The organism is Nostoc sp. FACHB-190 (assembly GCF_014696905.1).
GTDB lineage: Bacteria > Cyanobacteriota > Cyanobacteriia > Cyanobacteriales > Nostocaceae > Nostoc_B.
Genome location: NZ_JACJQW010000006.1, coordinates 111,198 through 122,966, shown reverse-complemented (window position 1 = coordinate 122,966; position 11,769 = coordinate 111,198). Strand labels below are relative to the sequence as shown.

Here is an 11,769-nt window from a genome sequence, read left to right as displayed (position 1 = left end):
CTCGTAGACTTTACTGTGGAAAATTATCGTTCAATTAAAGAGCCTGTAACGCTAAGTGCAGTTGCTCAAAAACAAAGCACCCGTCAGAAAAGTCAAAACAGCAAACGCACGCGAGTGAAGTCAGACGATGAAATAACGCCTGGGTATCATCTTGAAGGCTGGGATATTGATATATTACCTGTCTTAGCAATTTTTGGAGCCAACGCATCAGGTAAGAGCAATGTTATTCAAGCTCTGGATTATTTATTGTTCATGATGAAGGATGGTATACAGGAAACAGCAAAAAGCCAGACACTCTTTAAGTACGCAAAATTAGATCCTTTTAAATTAGACAATATTTCAGAAAATAACCCAACCAAATTTGAGTTAAGAACTGTATTTGATAATGCTATTTACACTTATTCACTGATTTTGAACCAAAAACACGTAATTTTAGAAAAACTAGATTATGCTATATCAAAAACTAAGCGTACTCGTCGTTTATTTTCACGTCAATGGGATGAAATAAGTAAAAAGTTCATCTGGAAAACAGGTGATGATTTTTCTGGGCCTCACAACCAACTTCAGAAGAGTATTCGAGAAAATGAGTTATTTATCAGTACATTAGTCAAATTAGAAGTAAACAAAATTAAATCTCTACTAGAATGGTTACGAAGGCAGTGGTCTGATATTAATTTAGGATACCAAACGTCTGATCTGGATTTTATTGCTTCACTCCAAGACATTGATATATTTACATTTCAAGAAATTCTCAAAGAGACATTAGAAATTACCAAAAAGTTTGATACAGGATTATACAATATTAAAATTGAAAAGAAGTCTGAAGAATATTTTGGCTATAATATATTTGCTATACACGAAAAGCCTGATGGACAAACCATTAGTTGGCCATTTGAAGAAGAATCTTTAGGAACACAAAGATTACTTAGTTTTGCCTCTAGACTAGTAGTATACCTAAAAATAGGTGGCTTAGTAATTGTAGACGAATTAGGTCTTAGTCTTCATCCAAAAATCATACATAATATTATTAAAATATTTCAAAATACGAAGACTAACCCTAAAAATGCTCAACTTATTTTCACAAGTCATGATAATACTTTACAAAGAAATAATTTATTACGGCGTGACCAAATTTGGTTTACACAAAAACGCCCAGATCACAGCACAGAATTATATCCTTTGACGGATTTTCATGTTAGAAATGATTTGGCAATTGATAAAGCTTATTTAGATGGACGCTTTGGGGCAGTTCCGTTTCTACCATCTAGTGAAGAAATGATTTTGCAGGGTGATGAGCAGTGCCAAGACAGTTAAATCGTCGTCCACCTACCAAAAAAGTTGCACAAAAAATACTGATTGCTTGTGAAGGAAGTAAAACAGAACCAATATATTTTGATAGCATTCGTAATGATTTAAGATTGCCAACCTTAAAAATTATTGTCTTGCGCCATCAAGGTAAAACTGACCCACGTAGCATTATTGAAAGGCTGATTGAAGAGCGTCAGCAGATGAAAGATAATCAAGAGTGGACTAAAGATGATCATGCTTGGGCAGTTTTTGACGGCGATGAACATATTGAAAAAAGTCGAGATAAGTGGCAAAGTGCAATTTCTAGAGCTAAAAGCCAAAAGATTAATTTAGCAATTACAAACCCATGTTTTGAACTGTGGTATTTACTTCATTTTCAAGACAACTTATCTCAAGTTACTCGTGATAAACTAGTTAAGTTATTGGGCAAGCACATCAGTAATTACGATAAATCAATGTGTCTTTATCCAGAGCCGTTAAAATCGTTGACTGAACAAGCAATTGAGCGTGCAAAGAAAATTGCTAAACAGATAGAAGCGAATGAATTAGATGAACATTCAAATCCTTGCTGTAGCGGTTTGCCTAAACTAATTAGCAGTTTGTTAAGTTTAGAGAATATTTAATACCCTTAAGCTTGATATAAAGTTAGTCTTATTTAGGTCAGAGTTATTCTGTAAAATACTAAATATTAAATCATTATTTATTCAATTAAATGAAAAATTATGACATTTATATTTGAAAAATCTAAAAAATTAAATGAGATTTTACAGCGTTCTGATATGAGTGATGAAGAATTTATTCAAAATATTAAATTATCGAATAAATTATCTACAAAAACAGTAAATTGTGTCCGTATAGAGTTAGCTAAATCTTTTCAAGTGCCGGCTGAGAAGTTATATCCAGATGATAAATTTATAGATATCATATCCCTTCCCTGCTGGGAGTGGGACATGATAGAGCTTGTATTTGCTCTTGAAGAAACACTCAAAATAGATATTGATGAAGAGCAAGTACCTGACTGGACTGATAAAAATATAACTCTAGGTCAATGGATTGTAGAGTTTTTACGCCGCAATTTTCCAGAAAATAATAACCTTAAAAATCAGAAATTGTAACAACAAATGAATCCACCGATTAGACCTCAAAAATTGCCTTTTTTAGAGTCAATTTGTTGGCAGACAGCAGATGTTTATCAGTTTACGCCTGAGCAAATGCTAAGTCGCTATGAAAGGGGTTGGCAGTATCGTCAACTGTTTAATAATTTGGCAGGTGAAGAACTCAATTTTATCAAAGAACTTGCTAGATATTACGATTCTTGGTTACAAGCTGATTTGTCAGCTTGAGGTTGAATCAGGATAATTAAGTTTAGTAAACAAATTTCGGTAATTACCTACTTTGTTGCTGTATTATTTCTGGTTTGTCAGCCAGTTGTGTGAGGATAAAAATTATGTCACGAAGTGGGCGATCGCTACTCATCATCTCGATTACAATTATCAGTACCATCACACTGCTAACCTTTACAAGCTTTCCTGGTATCTCTGCAACACCACAAGCAAATCAACCTCCATCAGTGATTGCTCAAAATGTGAATCTTGGCAATTATTTCAAAGAATTAGGAATTGAAGGATCAATTTTAATTTACGACCAAAATAATAAGAAATTTTACCAACATAACGCCTCGCGTAATTCTACAGCCTTTCTTCCGGCTTCGACTTTCAAAATTGTAAATTCTCTCATTTCATTAGAAACCGGAGTTATTAAAGATGAAATTGCTATTTTGACTTGGGATGGAATTGTAAGAGAATTTCCAACTTGGAACCGAGATACTAATATGCGCCAAGCCTATAAAGATTCCACCGTGTGGTTTTATCAAGTCTTGGCGCGGCGAGTTGGACATGAAAGAATGCAGCAATTTATCAATCAATTTGGTTACGGAAACCGTCAAATTGGGACACCAGAACAAATAGATAAATTTTGGCTATCCGGCCCTTTACAAATTACTCCCAAACAACAAATTGAATTTCTCCAAAGACTTTATCGTAGAGAATTACCTTTTTCTCAACGCACATTCGATTTAGTGCAAGACATTATGATATTTGAGAAAACACCTAATTATATCCTACGAGCCAAAACAGGTTGGGCAATGAGCATAAAACCTAACATTGGCTGGTTTGTCGGATATTTAGAACAAAATAAGAACGTTTATTTCTTCGCCACTAATATCGATATGAAAGATGCTGCTGATGCACCTAAAAGAATTGAATTAACTCGGCGTAGTTTCAAAGCTTTAGGATTACTTTAAAACTTCCTATCTCAACCCCAAATAATTGACAAACATTTCTCTTCCTTGTCTACCTTGTCTCCCTTATCTCCCTTGTCTATTCTGTTATAGGCTCAATTACAAAGCCTGCAATCACCTGCGGTTAATTTTCATGCTTATACTCATCACCATCGGATTATTTTTTATAGTAGGTTTGATTGTTGTAGAAACCATACAAAAATTTCATCCTGCTAACCCAATAATTAATCCTATTTGGGAAGCCCTCTGTCTAGGAATTACTAGCAGATTTTGGATGTGGCTTTTCCGAGAAGCCCAAATTAAATCAGAATGGTTGATTGTATCGGCTATTTTTGGTTCCGTGCTGGCAATGACATCATCGCTGATATTTTGGTATGTTCATGATTCTACAGGTAAGAGTAAGTATACTCTTCGTAATGCTTATTTATTAGTAGGATTGTATCGAGTTGTACTTTACAGCATTAGCATTACCCTTGGCGTATTTTTATCCTAATATTCCACAGTTGAATTAAATATTGGTTAATATCAGCAAACTATCATTTTTTATTGGCGCTGATCTGTGGATTTTTACAAAGCTAATTTTAGTGAATCCTTACTCAAGCTGGTTTTTGCTAAAAATGAGCCTAAATCATTAAATTATGATGAATATGTTTTTGTAAGAAAAGTAGCATTTTGCCATTTAATTCCATAGTAATTATTGGTAAGGATAGTCAATTTATTGCTTAAAACCAGTGAGCCAAGGTTTTAACAGTTAATGCTGCCAAAAATATGGAATCTTAACTTTATTTGAGGAGAAAATACTTATGCCCATTAATGATACTAGTAAAGCATTACTTTCTCATAACGGGCTAAACTCTCAACTGCTCTCCTCAGCAGATAGTTTTGATAATAAAAATCAATATAATTCTTACCTTAGTAGCAGTAGTTATTACCAAACTAGTAATGCAAAAATAACTACAGCAACTAGCAAAAACTATAGTTCCACTACAGGATATGGGTTAGTAAATGCGGCGGCGGCTGTAGCTAAAGCTGTGGGTAGAAATACCTTTGCAAATGTTCCAAATTCGGGGGGGAATAATTGGGGTGCTGACCTTGTAAATGCTCCAGAAGCTTGGAACAATGGGTACACAGGTAAAGGTGTTGTTGTCGCTGTGATAGATACTGGGGTTGATTACAACCACGAGGATCTAAAAAATAATATTTGGACGAATACAAAAGAAATTGCTGGTAATGGCATAGATGATGATGGTAATGGTTATGTTGATGATGTCCGGGGTTGGAATTTTGTCAATAACAACAACAACACCCTAGACCAAAACGGTCACGGTACTCATGTTTCTGGCACTATTGCGGGAGAGAAAAATAGCTATGGTGTAACTGGCATTGCTTATAATGCCAAAATTATGCCGGTGAAAGTGTTAAATGAATCTGGTTCTGGTTCGTATAATGCTATAGCCAATGGCATTTACTATGCAGTGAATAATGGTGCTAATGTCATTAATCTGAGTTTGGGGGGCAATTTTTCTAACCGGACTCTACAAAATGCGGTTGAGTATGCCAATAGTAAAGGTGTAGTTGTGGTGATGGCGGCTGGTAATGATGGCGGTTCTCAACCAAACTACCCAGCCCGTTACGCCAACAATACAGGAATTGCGGTGGGCGCAGTAGATAGAAATAATAACTTGGCTAATTTTTCTAATCGTTCTGGGACAAATGAATTGGCTTATGTGACAGCCCCTGGTGTGGATGTTTATTCAACAGTGCCGAATAATCAGTATGCTTCTTACAGTGGCACATCGATGGCGACTCCTCACGTCGCTGGTGTAGTTGCGTTGATGTTGAGTGCTAACCGTAGCTTAACTCCTACACAAGTGCGGCAAATTATTACAGAAACCGCCGGAAATAATACCCAAGCTGCCACTGCTAGTTATCAGACTGATTCAATTAACACTAGCTCAATAGTAAAATCTGCAATAGCATTATCTAGTTATCAAATCTCTACTACTAATTTCAGCGTTGATCATCACTCGGTTTCTGAAATTACCTCTCCTGCTAAACTGACTAATCAAACCACCGCTACTAATTCAGCAACTAACTTACAGTTCCACTACTATAACGACAATATCGGTATTAAGAGTTACAACAGTACCGATGAAGAGACTCCAAGCGATAGCCCAAATAATGGCAATAATGGTAATTTGGGAAAATTCTTAGAACGACTAGATCAACTTCAAAAGCAACTAGAAGAATATCGCCGATTTTTGGGTTTTTCTAATGGTAAAAGTTAGTCATTAGAGAGTGTGCTTTAAGTATGGGTATAGCAATTATTAACATAACGCCTCTACTTCCAAAATCAGGGTGCGATCGCCTTTAACAATCGTCAGTTGAAAATCATCTCTCTCGTTATGCTGCTACCATCTCCGGTAAATATTGTCCCAGTGCTGGGTTTATGCTTTTAACCCACAGCATAGTCGCTCATTTCCCTCATAAAAGGCGGATAAAAACCTAGAACAATATCTTGTTTTGGTACGCCCAAATCAACTAAATCTGCTGCAATATCATGTTCTGTTGAATTGTAAAAAATCCAGATTTTCTCATTGCGAATATCAAGATGTATTAAACAATGATGCACCCAGCGTTTATGTAACCAACCTAGATGCACAATTTGATAGTGATGGCGCTGCGTATCAAAAATAGTTTCAACCTCAATCTCACCGTAAGCTGGCTTAACTTCTGCGTAACCAATCAACAATTGCTGTACAATTTGCTGGTAGTGCGTTAATTTATCCGTTAATCCTTCCATAGTAAAATTTGCTCCAATTCAATATCGTAAACAATTATTTTTACGGAATTTTCTTGCAGCATTGAGGTGGGAAAATCCAGTTGAAAGAAGCTGTTATAGATTAGATTAGGTACAGCTAGATAGAGAATGCGATCAGGGTCTCCACGGCGTAATGCAGCCCGATAGTTAATAAACTGACCTAGTGCTGTATGAAACTCAGAAATTGCCGATGCACTGGCTAAAAAACTTTTTACTTCCACTGCAATTTTCTCATCTCCTCGCTCCGCAGCTAGTAATCTTTCTGCCCCCAAGTCAATTTCCATATCTACACCACCTACTTTAATCTGAAATGGATCGTGAGTCACATTCCACCCATCTTTAGTAAGAGCCATCTTAACAACTTGATGAAAACGATCCTTAGCCACAAAAGAAGATTCGATATATAGGTGCAATTCAAACCTATCACACCCAGTAAAAGAGTGATATCGCATGGAAGTGTAAACTGTGAGGAATGCTATGACTCAACAACTGCGATCGCCAACAGTCTCATAACTATTGTAAGTTGACCGGAATCACACCAACCATCATCAACAACCGTCTTGGATAAGAGATATGATTAAGTGTGCATTGTGAATTGTTGATATGCTTACTCTGTCTCCCAGTCTACAAGCTAGACTCTCTCAACCTTTAAAAATCGGCTCGTTTGAGGTGAAAAGCCGGGTTTTACAATCGCCTTTATCTGGGGTGACAGATTTGGTGTTTCGTCGGCTAGTGCGTCGCTATGCACCAGATTCGATGATGTATACGGAAATGGTCAATGCCACGGGACTGCACTATGTGAAGCAGTTACCTAAAATTATGGAAGTTGACCCTAACGAACGCCCAATTAGTATCCAGTTGTTTGACTGTCGCCCTGATTTTTTAGCTGAAGCAGCCGTGAAAGCTGTGGCGGAAGGGGCTGATACTGTTGATATTAATATGGGATGTCCGGTAAATAAAATTACCAAAAATGGCGGTGGTTCTTCGCTGTTGCGTCAGCCGGAAGTTGCTGAAGCCATTGTGCGGGAAGTTGTGAAAGCTGTGGATGTACCAGTAACAGTTAAAACCCGAATTGGTTGGAATGACAAGGAAATCACTATTCTCGATTTTGCCAAGCGGATGGAAGATGCAGGGGCGAAAATGATTACTGTGCATGGACGCACCCGCGCTCAAGGTTACAATGGTAACGCCCGTTGGGAATGGATAGCCCGTGTGAAAGAAGTGCTATCGATACCTGTAATTGGCAATGGTGATATATTTTCGGTGGAAGCCGCAGTAAAATGCTTAGAGGAAACTGGCGCTGATGGTGTGATGTGTTCGCGCGGAACTTTGGGTTATCCCTTTTTGGTAGGCGAAGTTGACCACTTCTTGAAAACTGGCGAACTTTTACCGCCACCAACCCCAATTCAACGTTTAGAATGCGCCAGAGATCATTTACAAGCTTTATGGGAATATAAAGGCGATCGCGGTGTTCGTCAAGCTCGTAAACACATGACTTGGTACGCTAAAGGATTCGTCGGCGCGGCTGAGTTACGCGGACAATTAAGTGTGATTGAAACAGTCCAGCAAGGTTTAGATTTAATTGACCGCGCTATGGAAAAATTAGCATCTGGTTATGAGGTTTTGGAAGAAACTACTAGTTTTCAGATGGTTTAGAAGGGGGATGAGGGAGACAGGGGGGACAAGGGAGACAAGGGAGATGAGGGGGACAAGGGGGATGGAAGTTTGTGTGTAGGTAAACAAAAACTCTTAAATTCTTACCCCCCTACACCCTTACACCCCTAAACCCTTCCTACATCGTTACACCCAGCCTCAACAGATTTTGACATACTCTTAACTCTCTAACATCTGCCGTGCAAACTCAATCGCATCTGTAGCTGTAGCAATTTTACCTTCTGCTTGGGCGATCGCAATCTCGGTTAGCAGTTCCCCGACGACTGGCGAGGCTGGAATATTTAGTGCTAACATTAGTTGTTTACCACTCACTAGTTGAGTGGGATGAGCGACCAGATCATCAGGGTTAAGGTAGCGGCTGATCAAAGGTGAGTAAACCAACAGTGATTTGTCGCCTGACATCGCCTCTACCAAAGTATCTTGTGCTACCGCCAATAATACGACAACAGGAAAGACATGACCTGCTTCTTGGAACAAAAAATATTGTTCTCGGATAGACTTGTTGGTAGATTTTAACTGTGGGAATAATTTCAAAGCCGTTGTAATAGCGCGAATTTCAGCACGGCTATAGGTGAGTTCTTGGAGTTCTAATTCGGCAACTCCGGGGTTACTATCTACAAGACAAGCAAGTTTGGCAATACCTAACCAAGTGGTTTTCACAGTATCACGCACATATTGTTGTAATTCTGCACCAAATTGCGGTGCAAGGATGGCTGAAGTTGTGTCAACGGCGGCGAGTTTATCAAAGCTTTCGGCTGTAGCATTTTTGAAGAAATGCACCAGTAAACCATCTTTCCCGGCGTTGGTTAACCAGGGCGTACCTTGGGGACTGGCTAAAAGATAACCTATTTCGGTACGGACTCGTTCAGCTGCGACTGTGTTGAGGTGTGATGCTAAGGTGCGAATTGTGTTTTGTGTATTTGGTTCAATAGTAAAATTCAGTTGAGCGGCTTGGCGATATGCACGCATTAACCGTAAAGGGTCATCTGCGAGGTTGGCTGGTGATACCATACGCAACAGACTTTGTTGTAAATCAGCACAACCTTGCAATGGGTCGATGATTTCTTGGGTGTGGGGATTATAGGCGATCGCATTAATTGTAAAATCACGTCTATGCAAGTCAGTTTCTAAGCTATTGCCTTCTTGTTGGGCAAAGTCAGCCGTGGCTTGGGGAAATACTACACGGGCAATTTTGCGTTCTGCGTCGAGTAAAACAAAGCCAGCTTGATAACGTTTAGCGATCGCTCTAGCTACCTGCACCGCATCCGATGGTATCACAAAGTCAAGATCCCAATATTCACGGGTTCTGCCTAAAATCGCATCACGCACCGCACCACCTACCATGTAAGCTGGTTGTGGCAAGCATTCCAAACTAAAAGGCCAATTTTGTGGCGCGAGAATTGCAGAAACAGAACTGTGCATTGTAATAAAAATCAACCCGGCAACTAGTGAAGAATAGCTTTGCTTACGCTAGATTAGCAATAAAGCTCCTGGAGTTGGTTATATTATGTGTATTTGCGTGAACTGCCAATACGTAGACCGTTGTGTAACCTATCATGCTGTAGAAACCCAACACCAACAGCCTCATTTAACTGAGAACCCGACTTTTGACCCTAATGAACCCTCTATTAACGTTAACATCCGTACTAAAGAAGATGTGATTGAAATGGAATGGGATGTTGTTGGTTGTCTTAGCTTTAAGCAAGAAATGGGTAAATGGGCGAAATTGCGTCCCGGTGAACTAGTACCGACGTGATGAAGATGATAGGTAAATTATCAACGACTACTGCGATTTCTTGTAGTAGTCGTCTATTTTTATGGTTGAATAAATATCACGCCAACTCTAGGAAAATTAATATAATTACTCGCTTTGACCACAGAATTAACCACTCTACCACCCCAGCAATACGCTTTATCCCTGCATACAACCACACCAGAATTAGGTTTTGCCATTAGTAATTTTGCTGGCGAAACTCGCACAAATGTTTGGAATTTAGGGCGTGATTTATCTAGTTATATACATCAATATTTAGTTGATTTTATCCAACCACAAACTTGGGCAGATTTAGAATTTATTGCTGTTGCTAAAGGGCCAGGTGGCTTTACGGGAACTCGTATTGGTGTAGTTCTCGCCCGTACTTTAGGGCAACAATTAAATATTCCCGTGTTTGCCATTTCAACATTAGCGGCGGTAGCTTGGTCATATAAAAATCATACTCAAAAAGCGATCGCTGTGGAAATGCCAGCACAACGAGGTAAAGTATTTGGTGCGATTTATCAAGTTAATTCTCACACTTCAGAAATTACAGCTTTATTTCCTGATACAGTACTAACCCCAGAAGCTTGGCAAGAAACTTTAACTAATAGCAATACTGAGTATCAGTTAATTCATGCGACCTCTGGTTTAGCTGCAACTGTCACAAATATTTTGGAACTTTCTTATCTAGAATGGCGACAAGGAAAACGCCCTCAGTGGTCAGAAGCTTTACCTTATTATGGACAACATCCAGTAGAAATTTAAAAACACTGGCATTTCTCCACATTATAGTTATACTGCTGTCATCACTACGCAAAATTCGTAAGCTACAACTAAAATAATTACGGATAAATATGTGCTTAATACATTATTAATTGAGGAGTATCGATGTGTTTAGCCCAAAATTATGGCAATTTTTAACCGCAGGAACTATTACACTGGTTGGTGCTGGTGGTGGCTTGAGTCTCACAGGGTTATTACTCAAAAATCCCCTTAACATTCCTTTACTATTGACTCAATCAGTAGATAAGAAATCAGCAGTCACTACACAAAATGCCAGTTTAAATACGACCAAACAAACTGTATCAAAGGAATTTCAAGGACAAACCATTTATCAAGCTAAATTACCCACAACAGATAAAGTTATTGCCTTAACTTTTGATGATGGCCCAGGGCCAAAAAATACGACACAAATATTAGAAATTCTTAAACAAAATCATATTAAAGCAACATTTTTTTTAATCGGGCAAATGGTTAGTTACCATCCCCAAATTGTTAAACAAATTGCCGCCGAAGGTCATGTCTTGGGCAACCATACATGGCATCATTGGTATCGTCGGATGGATGTAGCCACCGCCGCGAGTGAAATTAATCGCACAGCAGATTTGATATATAAACTGACCGGAGTGAAAACCACATTATTTCGTCCTCCTGGTGGTTTTCTGCACAATGGCTTAGTGGATTATGCCAAAAGTCAAAAGTATGCAATCATTATGTGGTCTGATGAGTCGGGAGACTCTCAACGTCATGGTCAAACTCCAACATTAATTAAAAATGTTGTCAAAAGTGCCAAACCCGGTGGAATTGTGTTGATGCACGACGGTGGCGGTAATCGTTCTCGCACTGTGAAGGCACTACCGCAAATTATTGCAGATTTAAAGGCGAAAGGCTATAAGTTTGTCACCATCCCGGAATTGCTGGAAATGGAAACCAAAGCCAAAGATGTAGTCACAGCCGAATCTTCTATAGTTACCAAAGATGGACATTCTCATCGTCAATGATTCACAGGACTTACGCAAAAGTATAAAGAAACGAACCGCAAAGAACGCAAAGGACACGAAGTGATCAGAGTTTGAAAGATTTCTTGCGTAAGTCCTAATTCATTCGGGCGGGGTGAAAAAGGTATCTGAA

At 38.7% G+C, this 11,769-nt stretch carries 14 protein-coding genes; 11 read left to right on the top strand and 3 right to left on the bottom strand.

Features of this window, described 5'->3' with window-relative positions; translation table 11 throughout:
* Window positions 1-15: 15 nt before the first annotated feature.
* The 7 genes from H6G28_RS09945 to H6G28_RS09915 all read left to right on the top strand — a co-directional run bounded on the left by H6G28_RS09945 (window position 16) and on the right by H6G28_RS09915 (window position 5,895).
* Complete coding sequence (locus tag H6G28_RS09945) at window positions 16-1,314, top strand: AAA family ATPase (protein ID WP_313949898.1); 1,299 nt, start codon at window positions 16-18, stop codon at window positions 1,312-1,314.
* Window positions 1,299-1,931 (top strand): RloB family protein, encoded by a 633-nt coding sequence (locus tag H6G28_RS09940; RefSeq protein WP_190670522.1) that lies wholly within the window; start codon window positions 1,299-1,301, stop codon window positions 1,929-1,931. Before H6G28_RS09945 ends, H6G28_RS09940 begins: the two co-directional genes overlap by 16 nt.
* A gap of 99 nt (window positions 1,932-2,030) precedes the next feature.
* Complete coding sequence (locus H6G28_RS09935; RefSeq protein ID WP_190670604.1) at window positions 2,031-2,423, top strand: hypothetical protein; 393 nt, start codon at window positions 2,031-2,033, stop codon at window positions 2,421-2,423.
* A gap of 6 nt (window positions 2,424-2,429) precedes the next feature.
* A complete protein-coding gene (locus tag H6G28_RS09930; RefSeq protein ID WP_190670521.1) occupies window positions 2,430-2,651 on the top strand; it encodes a hypothetical protein in 222 nt (73 codons plus the stop codon).
* A gap of 104 nt (window positions 2,652-2,755) precedes the next feature.
* The gene (gene blaOXA, locus H6G28_RS09925; RefSeq protein WP_190670520.1) at window positions 2,756-3,610 is read left to right on the top strand and encodes a class D beta-lactamase; all 855 of its coding nucleotides are present in this window, start codon (window positions 2,756-2,758) and stop codon (window positions 3,608-3,610) included.
* Between the two features lie 130 nt (window positions 3,611-3,740).
* Window positions 3,741-4,100, top strand: coding sequence for a hypothetical protein (locus tag H6G28_RS09920; RefSeq protein ID WP_190670519.1), 360 nt, complete (start codon window positions 3,741-3,743; stop codon window positions 4,098-4,100).
* Between the two features lie 310 nt (window positions 4,101-4,410).
* The gene (locus H6G28_RS09915) at window positions 4,411-5,895 is read left to right on the top strand and encodes a S8 family peptidase (RefSeq protein ID WP_190670518.1); all 1,485 of its coding nucleotides are present in this window, start codon (window positions 4,411-4,413) and stop codon (window positions 5,893-5,895) included.
* Between the two features lie 167 nt (window positions 5,896-6,062).
* On the opposite strand, the gene H6G28_RS09910 is transcribed toward H6G28_RS09915, so the two are convergent.
* Together H6G28_RS09910 and H6G28_RS09905 are read right to left on the bottom strand one after the other, a co-directional pair.
* Entirely contained in the window at window positions 6,063-6,410 is a 348-nt protein-coding gene (locus tag H6G28_RS09910; protein WP_190588546.1) for a XisI protein, read from the bottom strand.
* Window positions 6,398-6,814, bottom strand: a complete 417-nt coding sequence (locus H6G28_RS09905) for an element excision factor XisH family protein (RefSeq protein WP_190588547.1) — start codon at window positions 6,812-6,814, stop codon at window positions 6,398-6,400. The genes H6G28_RS09910 and H6G28_RS09905 overlap by 13 nt, the downstream gene beginning before the upstream one ends.
* A gap of 217 nt (window positions 6,815-7,031) precedes the next feature.
* On the opposite strand from H6G28_RS09905, the gene dusB reads away from it, so the two are divergent.
* The gene (gene dusB / locus H6G28_RS09900) at window positions 7,032-8,084 is read left to right on the top strand and encodes a tRNA dihydrouridine synthase DusB (RefSeq protein WP_190588548.1); all 1,053 of its coding nucleotides are present in this window, start codon (window positions 7,032-7,034) and stop codon (window positions 8,082-8,084) included.
* Window positions 8,085-8,261: 177 nt separating this feature from the next.
* On the opposite strand, the gene H6G28_RS09895 is transcribed toward dusB, so the two are convergent.
* Window positions 8,262-9,524, bottom strand: a complete 1,263-nt coding sequence (locus H6G28_RS09895) for a tRNA nucleotidyltransferase/poly(A) polymerase-related protein (RefSeq protein WP_190670516.1) — start codon at window positions 9,522-9,524, stop codon at window positions 8,262-8,264.
* 85 nt (window positions 9,525-9,609) lie between these two features.
* On the opposite strand from H6G28_RS09895, the gene H6G28_RS09890 reads away from it, so the two are divergent.
* The 3 genes from H6G28_RS09890 (at window position 9,610) to H6G28_RS09880 (ending at window position 11,639) form a co-directional block, all read left to right on the top strand.
* Window positions 9,610-9,858, top strand: coding sequence for a Ycf34 family protein (locus H6G28_RS09890; RefSeq protein ID WP_190588550.1), 249 nt, complete (start codon window positions 9,610-9,612; stop codon window positions 9,856-9,858).
* 114 nt (window positions 9,859-9,972) lie between these two features.
* On the top strand, window positions 9,973-10,623 hold the full coding sequence (gene tsaB / locus H6G28_RS09885; protein ID WP_190588551.1) for a tRNA (adenosine(37)-N6)-threonylcarbamoyltransferase complex dimerization subunit type 1 TsaB: 651 nt from the start codon (window positions 9,973-9,975) through the stop codon (window positions 10,621-10,623).
* A 125-nt stretch (window positions 10,624-10,748) separates the two neighbouring features.
* Complete coding sequence (locus H6G28_RS09880) at window positions 10,749-11,639, top strand: polysaccharide deacetylase family protein (protein WP_313949897.1); 891 nt, start codon at window positions 10,749-10,751, stop codon at window positions 11,637-11,639.
* Window positions 11,640-11,769 lie beyond the last annotated feature (130 nt).

Excerpts from the sequence above, each read along its gene's own strand:
- H6G28_RS09935 (WP_190670604.1), top strand. The coding sequence starts at position 2,031 with ATGACATTTATATTTGAAAAATCTAAAAAATTAAATGAGATTTTACAG.
- H6G28_RS09930 (WP_190670521.1), top strand. The coding sequence starts at position 2,430 with ATGAATCCACCGATTAGACCTCAAAAATTGCCTTTTTTAGAGTCAATT.
- blaOXA (WP_190670520.1), top strand. The coding sequence starts at position 2,756 with ATGTCACGAAGTGGGCGATCGCTACTCATCATCTCGATTACAATTATC.
- H6G28_RS09920 (WP_190670519.1), top strand. The coding sequence starts at position 3,741 with ATGCTTATACTCATCACCATCGGATTATTTTTTATAGTAGGTTTGATT.
- H6G28_RS09915 (WP_190670518.1), top strand. The coding sequence starts at position 4,411 with ATGCCCATTAATGATACTAGTAAAGCATTACTTTCTCATAACGGGCTA.
- H6G28_RS09910 (WP_190588546.1), bottom strand. The coding sequence starts at position 6,410 with ATGGAAGGATTAACGGATAAATTAACGCACTACCAGCAAATTGTACAG.
- dusB (WP_190588548.1), top strand. The coding sequence starts at position 7,032 with ATGCTTACTCTGTCTCCCAGTCTACAAGCTAGACTCTCTCAACCTTTA.
- H6G28_RS09895 (WP_190670516.1), bottom strand. The coding sequence starts at position 9,524 with ATGCACAGTTCTGTTTCTGCAATTCTCGCGCCACAAAATTGGCCTTTT.
- H6G28_RS09890 (WP_190588550.1), top strand. The coding sequence starts at position 9,610 with ATGTGTATTTGCGTGAACTGCCAATACGTAGACCGTTGTGTAACCTAT.